Below are 21,372 nucleotides of genomic sequence, written 5' to 3' on the forward strand. Positions count from 1 at the left end.
GTCGCCTTGCGCCGGGTGCGGATCGATTATTCGGCGGACGCCGCCATAGCGCGCAGGGCCAGACGCTCGCGGGCGGAGAGCTTTTCCGTCTCGCTCTTGAGCTGGCCGCAGGCGGCGAGAATATCGCGCCCTCGTGGCGTGCGCACCGGGCTCGCATAGCCGGCGCGGAACACGATGTCTGAGAATTTCTCGATCGTCTCCCAGTCGGAGCACTCATATCGGGTGCCGGGCCAGGGATTGAACGGGATCAGGTTGATCTTGGCCGGGATGCCTTCCAGCAGCCGCACGAGAGCCCTGGCGTCGGCCGGGCTGTCGTTGACGCCCTTCAGCATCACATATTCGAAAGTGATGCGCTTGGCGTTGGAGGCGGCCGGATAGGTGCGGCATGCCTCAAGCAATTGCGCCAGCGGATATTTCTTGTTGATCGGCACCAGCACGTCGCGCAAGTCGTCGCGCACGGCATGGAGTGAGATGGCAAGCATCGGCGCCACCTCGCGGCCGAGCCGCTCGATCTCCGGCACCACCCCGGACGTGGAGACGGTAATGCGCCGCTTGCCGAGGCCAAGTCCGTCGCCGTCAGACAGAATCTCAATGGATTCGGCCACGGAATCATAGGCATAGAGCGGCTCGCCCATGCCCATGAAGACGATGTTGGTGACGAGCCGGTCCCCCTCGGTCGGCAGGCCCGGCCCGACGGCGCGATCGCGGCCCGGATAATCGCCGAGCCGGTCCCGCGCCACCATCACCTGGGCGACGATCTCGGCGGCGGAAAGGTTGCGCACCAGGCGCTGGGTCCCGGTATGGCAGAACGAGCAATTGAGCGTGCAGCCCACCTGGCTGGAGACACAGAGCGTGCCGCGATCGCTCTCCGGAATATAGACGCACTCGACCTCGTGCGGCTTCTCGCCGGGCGTGTCGGCCGGCAGGCGCAGCAGCCATTTGCGGGTGCCGTCCTGCGACACCTGCTCCACTACGATCACCGGCCGGGCCAGCGAATAGGCCTGCGCGAGGGTCGCCCGCAGATGCTTGGAGACGTTGGTCATCTCGTCGAAATCGAGGGCGCCGCGCAGATAGATCCAGTGCCAAAGCTGGTTGACGCGCATGCGCAGGTCGCGCTCCGCCACGCCCACGGCAGCGAGCGCACGGCCCAGCTTCTCCCGGTCCAGCCCCACGAGGGAGGGGAGCGAAACGGGGGCAGGGGCCGGCGCGGCGGCGGGGGTGGTGTCGAGCACGAGCGTCATTGGGTCACACATAATGGTTTCGCGCCCGCCATGCCAGCCGCACGACGGACGCGATCCGATCTTCGGGTGCTTTAGATGCAAGGATTGCGGCGCCGTTCGGGCAACGGCTCCGCTTTCCGCAAGGTCCGCGCTGCTATTTGCATTCCTGCGCGACGCGATCGAGCGCCTGGGCAATGCCCGCGAGCCCGTATTTGTCGGTGGTGGGATTGCCGCGCGCTGACAGGCTCACCACGGTCACGTCCTTGCCCTTGCGCAGGGCCTCGACCATCTTGCCCTCGTCCGCGACATTGCGCACCCAAGCGCCCTCCGCCTTGGTGTAGAGCGCGAAGGTCTGGGTGCCGATGGTCAGCTTGGCTTCGCTCGCCTCCTTGAGCGCGAAGCCCATGGTGAGGCTGATCTCGTTCTTCACATTCTCAGCCGGGCGGGTGGAGATGAAGAAATACGCCGGGTCGCGCTTCAGCCCGGCGGGCTGGCGGTCCTTCGGCTGGGAGATGGTGTAGCAAACCTTGGCGTTGGGCGTGGCGCTGACGTAAACGCTCCAATCGCCGAACTGCGCAACCGGCTTGGGCTGCGCCTGCTGGGCGAACGCTGGACCTGCGACCAAAGCGGCGACGAGGCCGCCAAGGACGGCAAGGCGTGTGCGGAACGGAGCCATGACTTCTCCTAGATCTGAACGCGGTGCAGGAAAGGCAGCGCAGCGGGCTTCTTCAATGCCCCTAAATGTGGACGCCGACAAAAAAATGGCACACAGACTGCTTTTGCTTCCTTAACGCTCTGGCATCCTTTGCGGCCAGAGCCGTGAGTTGACAAGGCGCCATGGGCGCCATCCCCGGTTTCGTGGGAAGAATCGCGCGGCTCCGCCAGTTTCGGCAAGGCTGCGGCGGGCCGTTCTGCGTCCTGGGGCGAGGATGATGGGGATGGGGTCATGAAGGCTGTCATGTGCGTGCGCCACGGGCCGGCGGAGCAGTTGGTGGTCCAGGATCTGGGCGATCCGGTTCCCGGTCCCGGCCAGGTGGTGGTGGATGTGGCGGCAGTGGGCCTGGACTTCTTCGACACCCTGATCATCCGCGACCTTTACCAGCACAAGCCGCCCTTGCCGTTTTCGCCCGGCGCCGAATTCTCAGGGCATGTCAGTGCTTTGGGCGAAGGCGTGGAGGGCTTGCGGATCGGCGACCGCGTGGCCGGCTACATGACCAGCGGCGCCGCCCGCGAGCGGGTGGTGGTGCCGGCGCAAACCCTCGCCCCAGTGCCGGACGACCTGGACCTGGTGCGCGCGGCGGGCCTCATCGTCACCTATGGCACCGCGCTTTATGCCCTGCGGGATCGCGGAGAATTGAAGGCGGGCGAGACACTTGCGGTGCTCGGCGCGGCGGGCGGCGTGGGTCTGGCGGCGGTAGAACTGGGCAAGATTCTGGGCGCCCGCGTCATTGCCTGCGCCTCCGCGCCGGACAAGCTCGAGTTTGCCCGCGCGCACGGTGCGGATGAGGGAATAGACTATACGCAGCAAGACCTTAAGGTCACTTTGAAGGCGCTCGGCGGGGAGCGGGGCGTCGATGTGGTGTTCGATCCCGTGGGCGGCGTGCAATCCGAGCAGGCGGTGCGGGCGCTGGGCTGGTGCGGGCGGCTTCTGGTGATCGGATTCGCCGCCGGCGAGATCCCCAAATTGCCGCTCAACCTGTTGCTGCTGAAGAATTGTGATGCGCGCGGCGTGGCCTTTGGGGCGCAGGCGCGGCGCGATGTGCCGTGGCTTCGGGCGGCGGTGGAGGAACTGATCGGATATGCCCGCTCGGGCCAGATTTCGGCCCATGTGGACACCACGTTCCCGCTGGCGGATTGCGCCGCCGCGCTCGGGGAGATTGCCGGCCGGCGGGTGAAGGGCAAGGTGGTGCTCACCACCGATTCCGCCCGATGAATTGAGGTTTCAAGCCGGTGTGAAGCGGGATGCCGGCACATGACCGCGGGAATTCGGCGCTTTTCGCGCGAACGTTCGGGCGAGGCGATTCAGCCGCATGTTCCGGGGCCGTCGATGCGCTCAGGCGCCGCTCGACCCGGGTGCGCCGGACTGGGATGCCGGGGCCTCGTCCGCCTCGCTCTCGGTCCGCAGGCGCGAGATGGTCTCCTTCGCGGCGGCCTTATGGGCCGGCGTGATGTGCGAGGTCAGGGCCTGGAAGGCCAGAAACAGCACCGCCGCATCGTCGGAAAAGCCGATCACGGGGAGGATGTCGGGAATGGCATCCAGCGGCAGGATGAAATACGCGAGCGCGCCGAGAAGGGTCGCACGCACGCGCACCGGCGTCTCATGATCGAAGGCGGCGTAATAGCCCGCCATGGCATCTTCCGCGAACGGCACATGCGCGGCGGTGCGCTGGAGCTTCTGCCAGAAGCCCTTCTTGACGATGGTCTCGTCCTTCGCCGCCTTCAGCCGTTCCGCGAAGGGCAGTGCGCTCCAATCGAAGCGGAAGCGGGCGCGTTCGGTGTTGCTCATGCAAACGATATGGGATGTCCTTCGGGCATCGCAATACGCATGGCGGCCCCGCCCGCGAGGGGATAGGCGGCTTCCTCCACATAGGGGCCGCCGCCGACGGAGTCGCGCGAGGAAAACAGCACGAACCGGCTGGCGAGAAAGCTTTCGCTGCGAAAGAAGCCGCGCGTGGCCAGATAATCGGCGACCTGCCGGCTCGACGTGTCGCGCAGCCGCGCCAGGGTGACGTGCGGCTTGTAATTGCGTTCCGCCGGCAGGCCGAGGCGCTGCATGATGCGCTCGTGCTCGGCCTGAAGCTCCAGCAGGGCCGGGTTTGGCCGCACGCTGGCATAGATGACGCGTGGCTTGTGGCCGCCGAACTGATCGAGCCCGCCGAGGCTCATCTCGAACGCGCGGCGGCGCACCTGCCCGAGCATGAGGGCGATGTCGCGGGCTTTCGCGTCGTCCACGTCGCCGATGAAGCGCAAGGTGACGTGGTAGTTTTCGGGGTCCATCCATCGGGCGCCGGAGAGGCCCCCCCGCATCAGGGACAGGCCGTCTCCAATCTGGCTCGGAATTTCGAGCGCGGTGAAGAGCCGGGGCATGGGGCGCCTCCTCATCGTCACCTCGGCGCCGCCGCGATCGGCGGTTCACCGAAAGACAACACAACTTCCTCTAGTGAAAAGGATTCGCGGACCGCTGGGAAGGGTCAGCTTCCACGAACCGGCACGAAGATGTCCACAACCAGCGAATCCGGCGCCGTTGATTGCGGGTCCGTGCGGTACTGTTCGATGTAGAGGTCCTGCGCGGCCACGTTCTTGGCGTCGAGGAAATTGGCGATCGCCTCATAGGTGTCGTCCATATCCGCGAACGATCCCCGATGGGTGAATTTGAAGGCCTTGCCGGCGAACGAGGCGCCAAGCTTCACCTCGCCCTGCGGCTTCTGCGTGGTGGCGCCGGTGAACGGCACCTGGGCCTCGAACTCGAAACCGGCGTCGTCGCTGGCATTGTAGACGATGAACACGTCGCCGGCCCGCTTGAGGCCCATGCGGTTCATCTCGGCGGTGATGTCCTTGAGGGTCGCGACGATGGTGTCGAAGCCGGTATCCCAGCTCGCGCTGCCGCTCTTGGTCAAAACGGGAATGGTCGCGAGCTGCGTTTCCTCGCCGGTGAAGGCGGGAACCGAAGGGGCGGTCAGCGGCTGCGTCTGGACCGAACGGGGATCGACGCCCGCCGGCGGCGACATGGGGGAGGCGGGGCCCGGCAGCGCCTGGGTGGTGGAGGGCGCTCCCGCATCCGGCGCCGCATTTTGGCCCTGGGCGGGCTTTGCTGCCGGACCCGATGGCGCCGCGCCCTGCGCCTGCGCGGCAACGCTCAAGAGGGGCGCGCCCAGCGCGAAAAGGCCGCTTGCCACGCCCATGGCCAGCAACGCCGCCCGTGTTCCACGAACCACGTCAACACCGCCCATCGCCTGAAATCTCCTTGCCGACATGTGCTGCCTTTACCACCCGATTCGGGCCAAAGGCGGATGCCGCCGGAACTCTTTTATCATGTTCGGGCGGGTCGCCTAGGTGGCCGCAACGGCAGATGACACGGGCGCATCGGGCGCCGCCGAAGGGGGCCGGCGGGCTGGCGGGCGGCGCGTTTTGGCGCGAGCGCGAACCTCCCCATGCACGCCGGCCGGATGCCGCCGCGCGGGCTCCGGTCGCCTGTCCCAAGGTCAGGATCCACCTCGATAGGGCGCCTTGCAAAACCCCGCCGATGGCCTCGGCGGCGCATCGCGGCCGTTTCGCCCCACAAAAGCCGTCCTATTCCGCAACGGGGTGGCGCATCCCCCGTCTGAGGCCATATAAGACCCGCATCTCCCGATGCGTGTGTGGACCCATGACGAACCTCGCCAACCGCCCCTTTGTGAAGATGAACGGCCTCGGAAACGAGATTCTCGTGCTGGACCTGCGCGCCAATCCCGTGGAGGTGTCGCCTGCCGCCGCGCGTGCGCTCGCCCGTGCCGATGCGCTGCCGTTCGATCAAGCGATGGTGCTTTATCCCCCGCGCGCGTCCGGCTCCATGGGGTTCGTGCGCATCCTCAATTCCGACGGGTCTGAATCGGGCGCCTGCGGCAACGGCACGCGCTGCATCGCCGCTCTTGAGGCCCGCCGCACCGGCGCGCGCCACGTGCTGTTCGAGAGCGCCGCCGGCCTGCTGAATTGCGAGATCCTGCCCGACGGCAGCGTGACCGTGGACATGGGCGTCCCGCATCTCGACTGGAAGCACATTCCCCTGGCGCACGCGGTTGCCGACACCTCCGCCCATGTCATGGCGGGCTATGAGGCGCTGGGCCCGGCGAACCTCGTCTCCATGGGCAATCCCCACGCCGTGTTCTTCGTGTCCGACGCGGACGCGGTGGAGGTGGAGACGCTGGGATTCGCGCTGGAGCACGACCCGCTGTTTCCCGAGCGCGCCAACATCTCCTTCGCGCAGATGCTCTCGCCCGACCATATCCTGCTGCATGTATGGGAGCGCGGCGCCGGCCGCACCCGCGCCTGCGGCACCGCCGCCTGTGCCACCGCGGTCGCCGCGGTGCGCACCGGCCGGTCGGGTCGCGACGTGCGCGTGACGCTGCCCGGCGGCGATCTCACCATCTCCTGGCGGCAGGCGGACGGCCATGTGCTGATGACCGGGCCGGTGGCTTACGAGTTTTCCGGCGTGCTCACCCCGGCCATGTTGGCGGAGGCGGCGTGAGCGCGGCGCCCGTCCCCGCGCGGGGTGTCGAGGTCGTCACGTTCGGCTGCCGGCTGAATACTCTGGATTCCGAGCAGATGCGCCGCGCCGCGTTGGCGGCCGGGCTGGAGCGCACCTTCATCGTCAATTCCTGCGCCGTCACGGGCGAGGCGGTGCGCCAGGCGCGCCAGACCATTCGCCGCCTGAAGCGCGCGCATCCCGACATGCGCGTGGTCGTCACCGGCTGCGCGGCGCAGACCGAGCCGGAAACCTTCGCCGCCATGGCCGAGGTGGACCGGGTGATCGGCAACGGCGCCAAGAGCGCGCCGGAAACCTGGGCAGCGGCGCGCGCCGCGCTCGATTTCGGCCTCGCAGGCGAGGAGAAGGTGGTGGTGGACGACATCATGTCGGTGCGGGAAACCGCGCTTCACATGGTGGACGGGCTCGACCGGCACACCCGCGCCTTCGTGCAGGTGCAGAACGGCTGCGACCATCGGTGCACCTTCTGCATCATCCCCTATGGCCGAGGAAATTCGCGCTCCGTGCCCATGGGCGAGGTGGTGGCGCAGGTGCGCACCCTGGTGGAAACCGGCCATGGCGAAGTGGTGCTCACCGGGGTGGACCTCACCTCCTACGGCACCGGGCTTCCCGGCACGCCGACGCTCGGCAAGCTGGTGCGCGCCATTCTCACCCATGTGCCAGAGCTGAAGCGGCTGCGCCTCTCCTCCATCGATACGGTGGAGGCGGACGCGGACCTGCTGCGCGCGCTGGCCGAGGAAGAACGGCTCATGCCCCACCTGCATCTCTCGCTGCAATCGGGTGACGATCTCATCCTCAAGCGCATGAAGCGCCGGCATTCGCGCGCCGAGGCGATCCGCCTCGTCAGCGAGATGCGGCGTCTGCGGCCGGATCTGGTGTTCGGCGCCGATCTCATCGCCGGCTTTCCGACCGAGACCGAGGCGCAGTTCCGCAACACGCTCGACATCGTGGACGCCTGCGGCCTCTCCTTCCTGCATGTGTTTCCCTATTCGCCGCGCCCCGGCACCCCCGCCGCCCGCATGCCGCAGGTCGCACCGGACCAGGTGAAGGCGCGCGCGCGGCGGCTGCGGGAGAAGGGCGACATGGCCCTGCATCGCCATCTCTCCTTGGCCGTGGGCGCGCAGCGCAGCGTGCTGATGGAAAGCGGCGGCCTCGGCCGCACGGAGCATTTCACGCCGGTGCGTGTTTCCCATCCCGCGCCACGCGGCACCATCCTCCCCCTGCGCATCGCCGGTCACGACGGCGCGCGGCTAATCGCGGCCTGATGTGATGAGCGACACCGAGAACGGTCCCCCGCCGGCCCCCAAGAAGAAAGGCCTCTGGAGCCGCCTGACCGGAGGCTGGGGCAACGAGCCCGAAACGCCCGCGCCCGAGGCCCCGGTCGCCGAGCCGGAGCCGCTTGCGCCCGCAGCGCCGGAGGGCGTCGCGCCCGCGGCCGAGACGGATGCGGACGTGCAGGCGCACGAAGAAGCCTCGGCCGCACCTGTCCAGGACGTTGCCGAGGTGGAAGCGGCACTGGCACAGGAGGCCGTTTCCGAGGCCGCCGTCGAGGAGCCCCCGGTTCAGGAGCCGGCCGTACCGGCGATCGCGCCTGCCGAAATAGAGCCCGTGGAGTCCGTCCCGGCCGAGACGCCGGCCGCCACCGATGCCGAGGGTGCGAAGACCAGCTTCTGGCGTCGCCTCACCAGCGGGCTGGCGCGCACCGCCTCCAGCCTCACCCAGGGCATCACCGACCTTGTCTCCAAGCGCAAGCTCGATGCCGAGACCTTGGAGGAGCTGGAGGATATCCTGATCCGCGCCGATCTCGGCACGGCAACGGCCGCGCGCATCGTCACCGAGGTCGGACGCGGGCGGCATGACAAGATGATCGGCGCCGACGAGGTGAAGGGCCTGATCGCCGCCGAGGTGGAATCCATCCTCGCCCCGGTCGCCCGGCCGCTGGTGATCGACACGGCGCAAAAGCCCTTCATCATCCTCATGGTGGGGGTGAACGGCTCGGGCAAGACCACCACCATCGGCAAGCTCGCCGCGCAATGGAAGAGCGAAGGCCGCAAGGTGATGCTGGCGGCGGGCGATACCTTCCGCGCTGCCGCCATCGAGCAATTGAAGGTGTGGGGCGCGCGCACCGGCGCCAGCGTGGTCGCCCGCGAGCCGGGGGCGGACGCGGCCGGCGTCGCCCATGACGCCATCACCCAGGCACGCGCCGAGGGCGCCGACATCCTGCTCATCGACACCGCCGGGCGCCTGCAGAACCGCACCGAACTGATGGCCGAGCTGGAAAAGGTGGTGCGCGTGGTGAAGAAGCTGGAGCCTGGGGCGCCGCATGCGGTGCTGCTGGTGCTGGATGCCACCGTCGGCCAGAACGCGCTCTCCCAGGTGGAGGTGTTCACCAAGATCGCCGGTGTCACCGGGCTTGTCATGACCAAGCTGGACGGCACCGCGCGCGGCGGCATCCTTGTGGCCATCGCCGCGAAGTTCGCCCTGCCGGTGCATCTGATCGGCGTCGGGGAGGGGGCGGAGGACCTCCAGCCCTTCGCAGCCGCCGATTTCGCCCGCGCCATCGCCGGCATCGAGACGGACGCGCGCTAAAATCGCGCGTCGGGCGCGTGGGGGATGCAGATTCTTGCGCGGGGCATGGCTATGCTTTTCCATGACGGCCGGGTGCGGCCGATGGGGGCATGCGATGGCGTCGCGGGTGTGGATTGTTCTCTTGGCCTGCCTGTGGAGCGGGGCGGCCGGCGCGGCGCAGAAGTCCGTGTCCTTCGCGGACGGCGCCTGTTCCGGGCGGGTGTGGTTCGACCCCGCCAAGACCGACGAAAAGGGCCTGCGCGATACCCTGGCCCTGGTCTATGACTACACGCTCTCCGCCGCGCCCTCGCCCAGCTTTCCGAACAAGCCGGCCGACATGGGGCGCGTGAACGCCGCCGCCTATGCCGCCAAGTGCGCGCGCATCGAGGCGGCCGCCGCCGCGCTAAAGCCGCTGGATCTGCCGGGGGCGCAGGATTTCCACGCCAAGGTCAAGGCGGCCGTTGCCGATTTCTGCAGCTTCAACATCGCCAAGCTGAAGGCATTCACCACCCCCGCCGCGCTGCGCGATTTCACCCCCGCGCCCGCGGCCTGCGGCGTCTATGTGGATGCGCTGGAAGGCAAGGGCGACCTTTCCGCCGTGTGGCGCGAGAGCATCGCCGCCTCCTGCACCAAGAACGTCAATCCCCAGGCCTGCGCCGCGCGCGAGCTGCGCCACGCCGCGGTGCCGGATTCCGCCGGCTGGATGCGGCTCTATCTCATCACCCACGCCTGGAACAACTGCGCCGTGCCCACGCTCAAGGTGAACGATCCCGCAGGCGAAGCGGCGCGCGCGGTGCTGATTCAATCGCTCGCCGAAGCCTTTCCGCGCCAGAAGCTGGAATGCGAGGGCGCCGACTGAGACGCGCCGGGCGTCTTCACACCGAGGTGTGCGGCCGCTTGCGGGCAGACAATGGGCCGGCAACAGTGTTAAGCCCGGCAAAATCCTCACGTGCGGAGCGGGCCATGCTGCGCCCCGCCGGCCGAACCAGGGTGTCCCATGACGATCGCCACCTCTCCCCTGCCGTCCGCGCCCGCCGAGGCGACCGACCTGCGCGCCGCGATCCGCACCATCGTGGATTATCCCAAGCCCGGCATCCTGTTCCGCGACATCACCACCTTGCTCGGCAATGCCCGTGCGTTCCGCCGCGCGGTGGACGAACTGGTGCAGCCTTGGGCCGGCGCGAAGATCGACAAGGTGGCGGGCATCGAGGCGCGCGGCTTCATCATCGGCGGGGCGGTGGCGCACCAGCTGTGCGCCGGCTTCGTGCCGATCCGCAAGAAGGGCAAGCTGCCCCATCAGACCGTGCGCATGGCCTATGCCCTGGAATATGGCCAGGACGAGATGGAGATGCACGTGGACGCGGTGAGCGCCGGCGAGAAGGTGGTGCTGGTGGACGATCTCATCGCCACCGGCGGCACTGCCGAGGGCGCGGTGAAGCTGTTGCGCAACATGGGCGTGCAGGTGGAGGCCGCCTGCTTCATCATCGATCTGCCGGACCTCGGCGGCGCGGCCAAGCTGCGCGCCATGGGCGTGCCGGTGCGCACGCTCATGGCCTTCGACGGGCACTGAGCAGCGCCGGTCGCACGCCTCAGCGGGCGCCGCGCAGGCGGGCGGCGAGGATCATCGCGCCGCCGGCCGCTGAAAGCGCCACCAGCAGGCCGTAACTGCCCATGTAGCTGCCCACCCGGTCATGGATCTGCGAGAAGATCACGGGCCCGAACACCACGCCGGTGAAGGTGAAGAACATGGCCGCGCCGGTGGTGGTGCCCACCGCCCGCGCCGGGCTGTTGCGCGCCACTTCCGAGAGATAGACGCCGTTCCAGCCCACGGCGGAAACGCCAAGCGTCAGCAGCAGGGCGACGATGGCCGGCAGCGGCCAGTCCGGCGCGGCGATCATGACCAGCGCCGCGGCGCCGCCCATGAGCAAAGCGAGGAACACCAACACGCCCAGGCCATCATGGGCCATGTCCGCCACCTGGCCCCACAGCACGCGGCCGACCGCCCCCGAGACCTGAACCGCCGCCAGGATCGCGCCCGCCTGGACCAGGGAGAAGCCAAGATCCTCCACCAGCAGCGCCACCAGGAAGGTGATGAGGCACAGCTGCACCGCCGAGAAGCAGAAGGAGGAGAGCGCGAGCCAGCGCAGGCGGGGTTCCCGCAGGACCAGCTTGATGGCCGTGAACGACAGCAGCCGGCTGCTGCCCGCGCGGCTGCGGTGCCGGTCGAGTTCGGCCCGGCCGAGCTGGGAGAGGGCGGCCACCAGCACGCACAGGCCGGCGACGCAGATCAGCGCCGCGTGCCAGCCCAGCGTCAGCGCGATCTGCGGCCCGAACAGGCCGGCCGCCATGCCGCCCAGCGGCACACCCGTCTGTTTCAGGGAGAAGATCAGGTTGCGGCGGTTCGCCGGCGCGTGGCGCATCAGCAGTTCGGAGGCCGCCGGATTGATAAGGCCATAGCCGAGCCCGGTCACGAAGGCGCCGAGCGCCATGGTGGGAAGGGTGGGGATGCTCGCCAGCAAGCAGCCGCAGGCATGCAGCAGCATGGCGCTCTGCCCGGTGCGGCACGGGCCGTACCAGGCGACGAGCGTGCCGGCGATGAGCGATGCGCTCATGGCGGCGAAATAGACCAGGGAAATCTGATAGCCCACGCTCGCGGTCGGCACGCCGAGGTCGCGCGCGATGGCCGGGGCCAGGGCCGGCACCATCAGCACCGCCATGGTGCCCAGCGCCTGCACAGAGATCGTCTCGGCGAGCAGGGGCAAGAGGCCGATGTGCGGTTCCGCGGCCTGCGGGCGGGAGCCGGGTTCGGCGTTCACGGCCTCCTCCGCCGCGCGCCGGGCCCGCCGCGAAAGAGGCCACGGTTGGACGCAAGGGAGGGGCAAGGGCACCGCGCGGGGCGCGGGACACGTGGGCAAGGCATGACCATCGGCGAATCCAGGACGCCTTCGCTCGCGGCGCCGGCGCGCCAAGGAGACGGATGTTCCCTAGGAGCGTCAAGGCCCTGGCGGCAGAGCTGCCGCCGGTGCCATGCGGGAGGTGCAGAGCGGCCTTGCCCTTCCTTCTGAACGCGGGGCGCCGACGGGGCAGGGCCAGACGTAGAAGGCTAGACGTAGAATGGGGCGTCGAGGGCGACCGAGCTTGGCACCTTGAACACCGTCTGCCCGCTCGCCAGGTGTTCGCACACCCGCAGGATCTGCACGCTCAGCAGCGTGAACGCCATGTCGCGCTGCCCGCTCGTGCTTTTCAGATTGTGCGTATGGGTGGCCTTGATGATGCCGATGAAGGCGGCCAGTTTATTGTTGTAGTTCATGCCCCAATCATACTTGTGGTACCGCTCGATCTGCTTGTCGAGCGCGCGCAAGGTGAAGCCGCGCATGCCGCTGAAGAAGCCTTTGCGATGGCTCACCGTGTTCCAGTCCGCCAAGGTGAAAATATCCGCCGTCATGCGGTCCCTCATAAGCGCCTCGGCGTTTTGGCGCGCGACGTAATTCTCGATTTCCTGAAGCATGTTGTTGGTTATGAAGATGCCCGAGCAGACGAGATTAACATAGGACTTGCAATCGCTCGGCGTCATGTAGGCGATCTGGGCATTGGGAGAATACACGTCGTACGTGTCGTTCAGGGCTTTGGCGAAAGCCTTCGCGCCGCCTTCGTCGATGGCTCGCATGGCGGCGCCTGCGCAATTGCTTTTCTTTGAAATCAATTTGTACTTGAAATTTTCGTCTTTGGTTATGGTTTCCGTCCAGTGGGCGATGCGCTCCAGGTCGAGGCCGAGACGCTTCGGGTTATCATGCCGAAGGGCCGGGATGTGATAATAATCTTCCGGGAAATTGGACCAGCGTCCCGCGTTCGGAATTTCCTTGAGATCGTATGACTTTCGCGATGGGTCGCTGGACTGCGGCTTTTCTATTGCGTGAACCCGGTTCAACATGATCATCTTCTGGTTCGGCCGGGCCAGATGGGGCTTGTCGGCTAGAAGATCGTTGGTCGAGCTTGGGGTCTCGGCAATGAGGTCATGCGCAAAGTTGTTCATGAAATGCCCAGCGACCATGCCGTTGGAATCTTTATTGCCCTTCTCCGCGTTCGCCCCGGGCCAGAAACTGAAATAGCGCGTCAGGTCCGCGTTCTCCCAGATCGCGGTGGTGTAATCCTCGGCGCGTTGGCGCCGCATCAGCACCGCTGCATGGCCGGGGTGGCTCAGGGGATTGCGGCCCGTGTTCCAGATCAGAACCGTGCATTCCGCATCCGACATTTGCGGGAGGTTCAGCGTGCCGTCGACGGTCCGATAGCGAAATCTCGCATCGGATTCCCAGTTTGGGGGAAGTTCGGGCATGGGTCGAAGCTCCAGGTCAGCGTCACCTTGACCATAGAGCCCGGTTCGTCATGAAATTATTACAACCGCGACAAATACAACTTATGCGGAGCCTGCGTTTATTTATGCAGGTCGTGAGGGTGTATTTTCGCGAATACGCACGTGCACACGGTAGAGTGCTGCCTCAACCGGACATGAACCGGCTGCGCCAGACGGCTGCGGCCGGGATCGTCCCTGTCCCCGCCTGGGGAGGGCGCAATCCCGGCCAATGCGCAACCGCGCTCAGCCCAGAACGGGCATGACGAACTCGGCGCCGGTGCGGATGCCCGCCGGCCAGCGCGAGGTGGTGGTCTTCAGGCGGGTGTAGAAGCCCACGCCCTCCAGGCCATAGACGTTGCGATCCCCGAAGATCGACCGCTTCCAGCCGCCGAAGGAGTGATAGGCGATGGGAACCGGGATCGGCACGTTGATGCCCACCATGCCGGCCAGCACGCCATAGTCGAACGCGCGGGCGGCATCGCCGTCGCGGGTGAAAATGGCGGCGCCATTGCCGTATTCGTGGTCGTTCACGAGCTGAAGCGCCTCGTCGAAGCTCGGCACGCGCACCACGGAGAGCACGGGGCCGAAGATCTCCTCCTTGTAGATGCGCATGTCGGGGGTGACGTCGTCGAACAGGCAGCCGCCGATGTAATAGCCGTTCTCATAGCCCTGCAGCTTGAGGCCGCGCCCGTCCACCGTCAGCTTCGCGCCCTCGGAAACGCCGAGGTCCACATAGCCGCGCACCTTGGCGAGATGCTCCTTGGTGACGAGGGGCCCCATCTCGCTCGCCGGATCATTGCCCGGACCGACCTTCAGCGCGCGTACGCGCGGCTCCAGCCGCTCCATGAGCGCGTCGCCGACGCCACCCACCGCCACCGCAACCGAGACGGCCATGCAGCGCTCGCCGGCCGAGCCGTAGCCGGCGCCCATGAGGGCATCGACGGTCTTGTCCAGGTCGGCGTCGGGCATCACCACCAGATGGTTCTTGGCGCCGCACAGGGCCTGGGCGCGCTTTCCGTTGGCGGCGGCGGTCTTATAGACATATTCGCCCACCGCCGTGGAGCCGACGAAGCTCACCGCCGCCACCTTGGGATGGCTCAGCAGCGCGTCCACCGCCTCCTTGTCGCCGTTGACCACGTTGAACACGCCGGCCGGGAGGCCGGATTCGGCCAGCAGATCGGCAAGGCGCAGGGAGAGGCTCGGGTCCTTCTCGGAGGGCTTGAGCACGAAGGTGTTGCCGCAGGCAATCGCCACCGGGAACATCCACATGGGCACCATGGCCGGGAAGTTGAACGGGGTGATGCCCGCGCACACGCCGACCGGGTGGCGCTGAGAGAAAGTATCGATGCCGCGCCCGACCTGATCGGAGAATTCGCCCTTCAGCAAATGCGGGATGCCGCAGGCGAATTCCACCACCTCGATGCCGCGCACCAGCTCGCCCTTGGCGTCTTCCACCGTCTTGCCGTGCTCGCGGCTGATGAGGGCGGCGAGATCGTCGATATTGCGCTCCAAAAGGTCCTTGAAGCGAAACATGACGCGGGCGCGGGCCGGCGCCGGCAGCGTCGCCCAGGCCGGCAGGGCGGCAGCCGCTGCTTGCACGGCCTCGTCGACGCGCGCGGTGGAGGCCAGCAGCACGGTGCCGATCTGCTCGCCCGTTGCAGGCTCGAAGGTGGGGGCCGAGCGGTCCTCGCCCGTGATATGGCGCCCGTGAATGTAATGGCCGATGGTGTGCATGAGGTGTGCTCCCGCGCGAAATCCTGCCGCACTTGATCTCTGGTATCCGCGCGGAGCAACGCCTAAGATCTCGGACTCATTCCGCGTTTTTTGGCGTATGCCGGGATTTCTCCGCGATGAATTGGGACCATGCCCGCGTGTTTCTGGCCGTGGCGCGCGCCGGGCAGATGCTCTCCGCCGCCCGCAAGCTCGGGCTGGACCACGCCACCGTCACGCGCCGGCTCACCGCCTTGGAGGCCGATCTCGGGGCGAAGGTGTTCGAGCGCCGGCCGAGCGGCTGCACGCTCACCGCCATCGGCGAGCAATTCCTGCCCATGGCCGAGCGGGTGGAAAGCGAGATGCTGCGCGCCCGCGCCCTGCTGGGCAATGCCGATCTCAAGCTGGAAGGCACGGTGCGCATCGGCGCGCCGGATGGGTTCGGCACCTATTTCCTCGCCTCCCGGCTGGCGCGGTTCGCCGGTCAGCATCCCGACCTGGTGGTGCAATTGGTGCCGCTGCCGCGCACGTTTTCGCTCTCCAAGCGCGAGGCGGACATCGCCATCATCCTGGAGCGGCCGCAGGAAGGGCGGCTGTTCGGGCGCAAGCTCACGGACTATTCGCTCGGGGTCTATGCCGCCCGGTCCTATCTCGACCGGACCGGGCCGGTGGAGCATGAGGCGAACCTCGCCGACCGCACGCTCGTGACCTATGTGCAGGATCTCACCTACAGCTCGGGCCTCGACTATATGGGCGCGCTGATCGAGCTGACCGCGCGGCGGTTCGAATGCGCGAGCGTGGTGGGCCAGCTGGAGGCGATCCGGGCCGGGGCGGGGCTCGGCATCCTGCACGATTATGCCGCCGCCGCCTGCCCGGAGCTGGTGCGCATCCTCCCCGCCGTCACCTTCTCGCGCACCTATTGGCTGGTGGTGCACGCGGATTTGCGCGACCTGCGCCGCATCGCCGAGACCGAGCGCTTCATCGTCGACGAGGTGCGCGCCAGCCGAGGCGCGTTCGTGGTGGGGTCGGGACGTTGAGACGGCGCGCTAGGACGCCGCCTTCTCCGCCTCGCCCTCGCCGTTCAGCGCCTTGGTGAAGGTGGAGAAGAATTGGTCCGCCAGCTTGCGCGCCGTGGCCTGGATCAGCCGGCCGCCGAGGGAGGCGAGCTTGCCGCCGATCTGCGCGTCGGCCTTGTAGGTGAGCACGGTTTCCTCACCGTCCTCGGCCAGCGTCACCACGGCATCGCCCTTCGCGAAGCCGGCCACCCCGCCGCTGCCCTGGCCGACGATGCGGCAGCCTTCCGGGGGCGTGATGTCCTGTAATTCCACCGTGCCGGCGAAATTGGCGGAGACCGGGCCCACCTTGATCTGCACCTTGGCGGCGAAGGCGTTGGGGCCGGTTTCGGTCAACTCCTGGCAGCCGGGGATGCAGGCGCGCAGCATTTGCGGATCGAGGATGGCCTTCCACACCGTCTCGCGCGGCGCGGCGATGCGATATTCGCCGACGATTTCCATGACGAAAGTCCTTTCGAGCGCTCACACGGCGCAATAGCGATCCTGAATGTCCTTGTCGGCCAGAAGCGCGGCGGCGCTGCTTTCGTGGACGATTTCACCCTGGTCGATGATGACCGCCCGGTCCGCCAGCTTCAATGCCCATTCGACATTCTGCTCCACCAGCACCAGGGTCATGCCCTGGTCGCGCATCTTGCGGAACAGCACGCCCATCTCCTCCACCAGCACCGGCATGATGCCCTCGGAGGGTTCGTCCAGCAGGATCATGGAGGGTTTCGCGATCATGGCGCGGGCGATGGCCAGCATCTGCTGCTCGCCGCCCGACATGGTGGTGCCCTGCTGGTGCAGGCGCTCCTTCAGGCGCGGGAAGCTCTCGGCGATCTCGTCGATGGCCGTGCGCTCGTCGATCTTCTTGGCCGACGCGACGAGGCCGAGCTGCAGGTTTTCCCGCACGGTCAGCCCCTGCACGATGCGCCGTTCCTCCGGCACATAGGCGAGGCCGAGCTTGAAGCGCTCATGCGCGGCGCGCGGCAGAAGCTCGGTGCCGTCGAAGCGCACCCGCCCGGTGGCGCGCGGCATCAGCCCCATCACCGCGCGCAAGGTGGAGGTCTTGCCCGCGCCGTTGCGGCCGACCAGGGCGACGATCTCGCCTTTCTCCACCTTCAGGCTCACCTTGTGGAGAATGTGGCTTGCGCCGTACCAGGCATCCAGGCCTTCGATCTCAAGCATAGCCATCGTTCTGACCCAGATAGACGCGACGGACTTCCTTGTCCGTCTGGATGGATTGGGGCGTGCCGTCGGCGATCAGCCGGCCGTGATGCAGCACCAGGATGCGATCGCTGAGGCCGAGGATCATCTTCATCTTGTGCTCGACGAGCAGGATCGTGCGCTCGGCGGCGAGCTTTTCGATGAGCGCGACCATCTCCTTGGTCTCCTCCGGGCCCATGCCGGCGGTTGGCTCGTCGAGCAGCAGCAGCTCAGGATCGGCTGCGAGCGCGATGGCGATCTCCAGCGCCCGTTGCTCGCCATGGGCGAGCGCCTTGGCGGTGCGATGCGCCTTGGCGTGAAGCCCGACGGCGGCGAGCGCCGCGTGGGCCTTCTCGTCGAGTTCCCCGTAGCGGTCGCGATTGGAGAAGACGTCGTAACGCGCGACGAAGGCCTGCGCCGCCACGCGCACGTTCTCGTGCACCGTCAGCTCGGGGAAGATGTTGGTGATCTGGTAGGAGCGGGCGATGCCGAGGTGTACGAACTTGTGCTGGCGCAGCCCGGTCAGATCCTTGCCCTTGAAACGGATCGCCCCGGTGGAGGGCGGCAGCACGCCGGACAGCACGTTGAAGAAGGTGCTCTTGCCGGCACCGTTCGGGCCGATGATGGCGGTGACCTTGCGCGGCGCGAAGCTGGCGCTGATATCGGCGAGCGCGACGAACCCGCCGAAGCTGCGGCCGATGTTCTCGACGGAGAGAAGCGGCGTCGTCATCCCTGCGACCTCCGGGAAATGAGGGTGCCCCAGATGCCCTTCGGCAGGAACAGCACGAAGACGATGAAGATCAGCCCGACGATGAGCTGCCAGTGGGAGGTCCAGAGCGAGGCCACGTCCTCAATCAGCAGGAACACCAGGGCGCCCACGAACGGCCCGAAGAAGCTGCCGGCGCCGCCGAGCAGGGTCATCATCACCACCAGGCCCGAGGTCTGGTAGTGCAGCGTATCCAGCGGCACGATGGCGAGATGCAGGGCGGAGAGCGATCCCGCGAGCCCGCAGATAAGGCCGGAGAGGATGAAGACGATGAGCTTGGTGCGCTCCACGTCATAGCCGCAGGCGCGCGCCCGCGTCTCGTTCTCGCGGATCGCCTCGATCACTGCGCCGAAGGGCGAATTCAGCAGCCGCGAGACGAACCACAGCGCCAGCGCCGCGAATACCATCAGCACATAGTATTTCTTCACCGGGTCGAGGAAATCCACGGTGAAGCCGAACAGATTGATGGTCGAGACGGTGAAGCCGCGCAGGCCGTTCTCGCCGCCGGTCCAGGAACTCGCCTGGAGCGCCACGTAATAGACGAGTTGGGAGAGCGCCAGCGTCACCATGGAGAAATAGATGCCGCGGGTGCGGATCGACAGCGCGCCCATGATCGCGGCGAGCACCCCCGCGCCCAGCACGCCCACCAGCATGGCGGGAAACCAGCCGAGGCCGAAATGGGCGATGGCGATGCCGGTGAGATAGGCGCCGCCGCCGAAGAACGCCGCGTGCCCGAAGGAGAGCAGGCCGGTGTAGCCGAACAGCAGATTGTAGCCGACCGCGAACAGGCCGAAGACCAGCACGTTCACCGCCAGCGCCTGCGAGGGCAGCACCCAGGGCAGCAGGCAGAGGGCGAGGATCGACAGCGCGACCCGCCAGCGCTGGAGCGCGGCGGCGAGGCCGGTGGTTTTCACGCCCGTCCGCGCGGCCAGCGGCGGGGCGGCGGCGGAAGCCGGGGAAGGGGGCATGGAAGGATCTCCGCTCATGCGCGCGCGCTTTGGCCGAACAGGCCTTGCGGGCGGAACAGAAGGACGAGCGCCATCAGCGCGAACATGACGATGGTCGCCATCTCCGGGGCGAACAGGGCGGTCATGGAGACCGCCACGCCCACCACCAGCCCGGCGATCACGGCGCCGAGCAGGGACCCCATGCCGCCGATGACCGTGACGACGAACGCTTCGGCCAGCACCAGCGTGCCCATTTCCGGCGTCACGTTGCGCATGGGCGCGGCCAGCACGCCGCCGAGCGCGGTGAGCGCCACGCCGAGGCCGAAGACCGCCAGCCACAAAGCGCTGATATCCACCCCGAGCACCCGCATCATCAGCGGGTCCTTGGCGCCGGCCCGCACGATCAGGCCGAACCTGGTTTTCTCCAGCGCGAACCAGAGCGCCAGCAGCACCACCGCCACGAGGCCGACCACGAACAGGCGGTAGAGCGGGAAATAACCGACGCCGAGATCCACCACGCCGGTCAGCGCCTCGGGGGTGGCGAACGGCACGCCATCGGTGCCGAACACGATGCGCACCGCTTCCACCAGCACATAGCCGAGGCCGAAGGTGAGCAGCAGCGGATCATCCACCGAGCGCTTGTAGAGCGGGCGGATGAGGAAGCGCTCGATCAGCATGCCGAACGCGCCCACCGCCAACGGCGCGAGCAGCAGCGCCCACCAGAAATTGCCGGTCTGCTCGGCCACCCACACGCCGGCATAGGCACCCACCATGAACAGCGCCCCATGGGCGAAGTTCACGATGCCCAGCATGCCGAAGATGATGGTGAGGCCGAGCGCCGCCATGATCAGCACCGCGCCCAGCGCGACGCCGGAAAACAGCTGCATGAGGATGAGTTCGAGATCCATGTCGGTGTCCGGCTCCGGCTTTCTGTGTCGTCTCCTCCCCCTGTCAGGTGAGGTGAACTTTCGCTTTCCCTCTCCCCTCAAGGGAGAAATCCGGGTGCGCCCCCTCCCCCCGTCGGGGAGAGGGTTGGGGTGAGCGGCAGCTCAGGTCGGGAAGCCCAGCTCCGCGCAGGAGCGCAGCATGTCTTCCGAGCCGGGATCGTTGGCGATGATGGCGAACAGATCCTGCTCGTTCGCCATGTCCGCCTTCTTCTTGGATTCCAGCACCAGCACCGCCTGCACCGATTGGTGGTCGCAGGCGCGATAATGCTGCGGACCCTTGGCGACGTCGTATTTCAGGTTCTGCAGCGCCTCGACCATCTTGTCCGTGTCGGTGCTGCCCGCCTTCTCGATGGCGAGCAGGAGCGAGGCGACGCCGGTGAAGCCATAGGCGCCGTAGTCGGTGGGGTAGGCCCCGTTATTGGCCGCCTTGAAGGCATCGTTGAACGTCTTTGCCGTGGGGACGGTGCTCTCCAGGCCCCAGTAATAGTTGGCGCCGCCGATCACGCCCGCGAACACGTCGGGGCCGACCGCGAGCCGCTGGTTGTGGAGCAGCACCGGAACCACGATCTGCATCTGCTGCTTCAGGCCGAAATCATTGGCCTGCTTGATGGAATTCGCCTGGTCGCGGCCGAAGTTGCAGATCGCCAGGATGTCCGGCTTCATGGAGCGGATGCGCGGCATCAGGGTCGAATAATCGGCGGCGCCGAACGGGTGCAGGATCTCGCCCACATTCTCCGCGCCGATGGCGGCGGCGGCGCGCTTGAAGCCGCGCAGCATCTCATGGCCGTAAGCGTAGTCCGCCACGAGATAGGCGATCTTCGAGCCCTTCTTGAAAGTCTTCCGCGCCACCGCGGCGGTGGTCATGTGCGGGTTCAGCGCCTCATGGAAGGTGAAGCGCGAGAAGTCCTTCACCTCGTTGATGGTGTCGGACTGGCTGATCGAAACATAGAGCACGCCGCGCGCACGGGTCACTTCGTTCACCGCCAGCTGGACGGCGCTGGAGAGCGCGCCGACGATCGCGTGCACCTTGTCCTTCTCGATCAGTTCGAGGGTGCGGGTGGCGGCCTCGCCGGCATTCAGCTTGTCGTCGCGCACCAGCAATTCGACCTTGCGGCCGCCGATGCCGCCCTTGTCATTGACCAGCTTGACCGCCAGCTCGGCGCTCTTCACCTGGTCCTTCGCCTCGGCGCCGAACGGGCCGGTGAGCGGGGTGGGAAAGCCGATGCGGATGGTCTCGGTCTGCGCCCGCAGGATCGCGGGCGCCGCCATGAGGCCGATGCCGGCGCCCATGCCCGCCAGGACGGCGCGGCGCGATACGCCGGATATCGGCGGATTTAGAAAATTGGCCATAGGTCCCTCCCAG

Annotated in this window: 21 protein-coding genes; 7 read left to right on the forward strand and 14 right to left on the reverse strand. The window is 67.3% G+C overall.

The window, feature by feature from the left end:
* Positions 1-26: 26 nt before the first annotated feature.
* Both rlmN and V5F68_RS03075 read right to left on the reverse strand, forming a co-directional pair.
* Positions 27-1,241 carry a dual-specificity RNA methyltransferase RlmN gene (gene rlmN / locus V5F68_RS03070; protein WP_394014519.1) on the reverse strand — a complete coding sequence of 405 codons (1,215 nt, stop codon included), beginning with the start codon at positions 1,239-1,241 and terminating at the stop codon, positions 27-29.
* A gap of 133 nt (positions 1,242-1,374) precedes the next feature.
* On the reverse strand, positions 1,375-1,896 hold the full coding sequence (locus tag V5F68_RS03075) for an invasion associated locus B family protein (RefSeq protein ID WP_394014518.1): 522 nt from the start codon (positions 1,894-1,896) through the stop codon (positions 1,375-1,377).
* Between the two features lie 270 nt (positions 1,897-2,166).
* Here V5F68_RS03075 and V5F68_RS03080 point away from each other — a divergent pair, with 270 nt between their 5' ends.
* Positions 2,167-3,153 carry an NADPH:quinone oxidoreductase family protein gene (locus tag V5F68_RS03080; protein ID WP_394014517.1) on the forward strand — a complete coding sequence of 329 codons (987 nt, stop codon included), beginning with the start codon at positions 2,167-2,169 and terminating at the stop codon, positions 3,151-3,153.
* A gap of 120 nt (positions 3,154-3,273) precedes the next feature.
* On the opposite strand, the gene V5F68_RS03085 is transcribed toward V5F68_RS03080, so the two are convergent.
* From V5F68_RS03085 to V5F68_RS03095, 3 genes are all read right to left on the reverse strand, one after another.
* Positions 3,274-3,726: a YkvA family protein gene (locus V5F68_RS03085; RefSeq protein WP_394014516.1), complete on the reverse strand. Its 453-nt coding sequence runs from the start codon at positions 3,724-3,726 to the stop codon at positions 3,274-3,276.
* Complete coding sequence (gene thpR / locus V5F68_RS03090) at positions 3,723-4,307, reverse strand: RNA 2',3'-cyclic phosphodiesterase (protein ID WP_394014515.1); 585 nt, start codon at positions 4,305-4,307, stop codon at positions 3,723-3,725. Before thpR ends, V5F68_RS03085 begins: the two co-directional genes overlap by 4 nt.
* Before the next feature lie 104 nt (positions 4,308-4,411).
* A complete protein-coding gene (locus tag V5F68_RS03095; protein ID WP_394014514.1) occupies positions 4,412-5,170 on the reverse strand; it encodes a GyrI-like domain-containing protein in 759 nt (252 codons plus the stop codon).
* A 416-nt stretch (positions 5,171-5,586) separates the two neighbouring features.
* Between V5F68_RS03095 and dapF the strand changes: the two genes are divergently transcribed.
* From dapF to V5F68_RS03120, 5 genes are all read left to right on the forward strand, one after another.
* A complete protein-coding gene (dapF, locus tag V5F68_RS03100) occupies positions 5,587-6,444 on the forward strand; it encodes a diaminopimelate epimerase (RefSeq protein WP_394014513.1) in 858 nt (285 codons plus the stop codon).
* Positions 6,441-7,727 carry a tRNA (N(6)-L-threonylcarbamoyladenosine(37)-C(2))-methylthiotransferase MtaB gene (mtaB, locus tag V5F68_RS03105; protein WP_394014512.1) on the forward strand — a complete coding sequence of 429 codons (1,287 nt, stop codon included), beginning with the start codon at positions 6,441-6,443 and terminating at the stop codon, positions 7,725-7,727. Before dapF ends, mtaB begins: the two co-directional genes overlap by 4 nt.
* 4 nt (positions 7,728-7,731) lie before the next feature.
* Positions 7,732-9,051, forward strand: coding sequence for a signal recognition particle-docking protein FtsY (gene ftsY, locus V5F68_RS03110; RefSeq protein ID WP_394014511.1), 1,320 nt, complete (start codon positions 7,732-7,734; stop codon positions 9,049-9,051).
* A gap of 94 nt (positions 9,052-9,145) precedes the next feature.
* Positions 9,146-9,889, forward strand: coding sequence for a hypothetical protein (locus V5F68_RS03115; protein ID WP_394014510.1), 744 nt, complete (start codon positions 9,146-9,148; stop codon positions 9,887-9,889).
* Between the two features lie 138 nt (positions 9,890-10,027).
* The gene (locus V5F68_RS03120; RefSeq protein ID WP_394014509.1) at positions 10,028-10,600 is read left to right on the forward strand and encodes an adenine phosphoribosyltransferase; all 573 of its coding nucleotides are present in this window, start codon (positions 10,028-10,030) and stop codon (positions 10,598-10,600) included.
* Between the two features lie 19 nt (positions 10,601-10,619).
* Here the strand turns inward: V5F68_RS03120 and V5F68_RS03125 are convergent, their stop codons facing one another.
* The 3 genes from V5F68_RS03125 to V5F68_RS03135 form a co-directional block, all read right to left on the reverse strand.
* Entirely contained in the window at positions 10,620-11,846 is a 1,227-nt protein-coding gene (locus tag V5F68_RS03125) for an MFS transporter (protein WP_394014508.1), read from the reverse strand.
* A 287-nt stretch (positions 11,847-12,133) separates the two neighbouring features.
* Positions 12,134-13,363 carry a hypothetical protein gene (locus V5F68_RS03130; protein ID WP_394104112.1) on the reverse strand — a complete coding sequence of 410 codons (1,230 nt, stop codon included), beginning with the start codon at positions 13,361-13,363 and terminating at the stop codon, positions 12,134-12,136.
* Positions 13,364-13,624: 261 nt separating this feature from the next.
* A complete protein-coding gene (locus tag V5F68_RS03135) occupies positions 13,625-15,115 on the reverse strand; it encodes a CoA-acylating methylmalonate-semialdehyde dehydrogenase (protein ID WP_394014506.1) in 1,491 nt (496 codons plus the stop codon).
* A gap of 116 nt (positions 15,116-15,231) precedes the next feature.
* Between V5F68_RS03135 and V5F68_RS03140 the strand changes: the two genes are divergently transcribed.
* Positions 15,232-16,128 carry a LysR family transcriptional regulator gene (locus V5F68_RS03140; protein WP_394014505.1) on the forward strand — a complete coding sequence of 299 codons (897 nt, stop codon included), beginning with the start codon at positions 15,232-15,234 and terminating at the stop codon, positions 16,126-16,128.
* Between the two features lie 9 nt (positions 16,129-16,137).
* On the opposite strand, the gene V5F68_RS03145 is transcribed toward V5F68_RS03140, so the two are convergent.
* The 6 genes from V5F68_RS03145 to V5F68_RS03170 form a co-directional block, all read right to left on the reverse strand.
* Entirely contained in the window at positions 16,138-16,605 is a 468-nt protein-coding gene (locus V5F68_RS03145) for an SRPBCC family protein (RefSeq protein ID WP_394014504.1), read from the reverse strand.
* A 21-nt stretch (positions 16,606-16,626) separates the two neighbouring features.
* Positions 16,627-17,331 (reverse strand): ABC transporter ATP-binding protein, encoded by a 705-nt coding sequence (locus tag V5F68_RS03150; protein ID WP_394014503.1) that lies wholly within the window; start codon positions 17,329-17,331, stop codon positions 16,627-16,629.
* Positions 17,324-18,079 (reverse strand): ABC transporter ATP-binding protein, encoded by a 756-nt coding sequence (locus V5F68_RS03155; RefSeq protein WP_394014502.1) that lies wholly within the window; start codon positions 18,077-18,079, stop codon positions 17,324-17,326. The genes V5F68_RS03150 and V5F68_RS03155 overlap by 8 nt, the downstream gene beginning before the upstream one ends.
* The gene (locus V5F68_RS03160; RefSeq protein ID WP_394014501.1) at positions 18,076-19,083 is read right to left on the reverse strand and encodes a branched-chain amino acid ABC transporter permease; all 1,008 of its coding nucleotides are present in this window, start codon (positions 19,081-19,083) and stop codon (positions 18,076-18,078) included. Before V5F68_RS03160 ends, V5F68_RS03155 begins: the two co-directional genes overlap by 4 nt.
* 14 nt (positions 19,084-19,097) lie before the next feature.
* A complete protein-coding gene (locus tag V5F68_RS03165; RefSeq protein WP_394014500.1) occupies positions 19,098-19,970 on the reverse strand; it encodes a branched-chain amino acid ABC transporter permease in 873 nt (290 codons plus the stop codon).
* Positions 19,971-20,111: 141 nt separating this feature from the next.
* Entirely contained in the window at positions 20,112-21,359 is a 1,248-nt protein-coding gene (locus V5F68_RS03170) for an ABC transporter substrate-binding protein (RefSeq protein ID WP_394014499.1), read from the reverse strand.
* Positions 21,360-21,372 lie beyond the last annotated feature (13 nt).

The sequence above is a fragment of the Roseixanthobacter pseudopolyaromaticivorans genome, assembly GCF_043195145.2.
In the GTDB taxonomy this organism is placed as follows: domain Bacteria; phylum Pseudomonadota; class Alphaproteobacteria; order Rhizobiales; family Xanthobacteraceae; genus NCEH01.

Bases quoted from the DNA above. Each gene is read 5' to 3' on its own strand.
- rlmN (WP_394014519.1), bottom strand. From the start codon at position 1,241: ATGACGCTCGTGCTCGACACCACCCCCGCCGCCGCGCCGGCCCCTGCC.
- V5F68_RS03085 (WP_394014516.1), bottom strand. From the start codon at position 3,726: ATGAGCAACACCGAACGCGCCCGCTTCCGCTTCGATTGGAGCGCACTG.
- V5F68_RS03095 (WP_394014514.1), bottom strand. From the start codon at position 5,170: ATGGGCGGTGTTGACGTGGTTCGTGGAACACGGGCGGCGTTGCTGGCC.
- V5F68_RS03170 (WP_394014499.1), bottom strand. From the start codon at position 21,359: ATGGCCAATTTTCTAAATCCGCCGATATCCGGCGTATCGCGCCGCGCC.
- V5F68_RS03120 (WP_394014509.1), top strand. From the start codon at position 10,028: ATGACGATCGCCACCTCTCCCCTGCCGTCCGCGCCCGCCGAGGCGACC.
- V5F68_RS03130 (WP_394104112.1), bottom strand. From the start codon at position 13,363: ATGCCCGAACTTCCCCCAAACTGGGAATCCGATGCGAGATTTCGCTAT.
- V5F68_RS03075 (WP_394014518.1), bottom strand. From the start codon at position 1,896: ATGGCTCCGTTCCGCACACGCCTTGCCGTCCTTGGCGGCCTCGTCGCC.
- V5F68_RS03150 (WP_394014503.1), bottom strand. From the start codon at position 17,331: ATGCTTGAGATCGAAGGCCTGGATGCCTGGTACGGCGCAAGCCACATT.
- V5F68_RS03165 (WP_394014500.1), bottom strand. From the start codon at position 19,970: ATGGATCTCGAACTCATCCTCATGCAGCTGTTTTCCGGCGTCGCGCTG.
- ftsY (WP_394014511.1), top strand. From the start codon at position 7,732: ATGAGCGACACCGAGAACGGTCCCCCGCCGGCCCCCAAGAAGAAAGGC.
- V5F68_RS03160 (WP_394014501.1), bottom strand. From the start codon at position 19,083: ATGCCCCCTTCCCCGGCTTCCGCCGCCGCCCCGCCGCTGGCCGCGCGG.
- V5F68_RS03080 (WP_394014517.1), top strand. From the start codon at position 2,167: ATGAAGGCTGTCATGTGCGTGCGCCACGGGCCGGCGGAGCAGTTGGTG.
- V5F68_RS03135 (WP_394014506.1), bottom strand. From the start codon at position 15,115: ATGCACACCATCGGCCATTACATTCACGGGCGCCATATCACGGGCGAG.
- V5F68_RS03155 (WP_394014502.1), bottom strand. From the start codon at position 18,079: ATGACGACGCCGCTTCTCTCCGTCGAGAACATCGGCCGCAGCTTCGGC.
- dapF (WP_394014513.1), top strand. From the start codon at position 5,587: ATGACGAACCTCGCCAACCGCCCCTTTGTGAAGATGAACGGCCTCGGA.
- V5F68_RS03145 (WP_394014504.1), bottom strand. From the start codon at position 16,605: ATGGAAATCGTCGGCGAATATCGCATCGCCGCGCCGCGCGAGACGGTG.
- V5F68_RS03140 (WP_394014505.1), top strand. From the start codon at position 15,232: ATGAATTGGGACCATGCCCGCGTGTTTCTGGCCGTGGCGCGCGCCGGG.
- thpR (WP_394014515.1), bottom strand. From the start codon at position 4,307: ATGCCCCGGCTCTTCACCGCGCTCGAAATTCCGAGCCAGATTGGAGAC.
- V5F68_RS03115 (WP_394014510.1), top strand. From the start codon at position 9,146: ATGGCGTCGCGGGTGTGGATTGTTCTCTTGGCCTGCCTGTGGAGCGGG.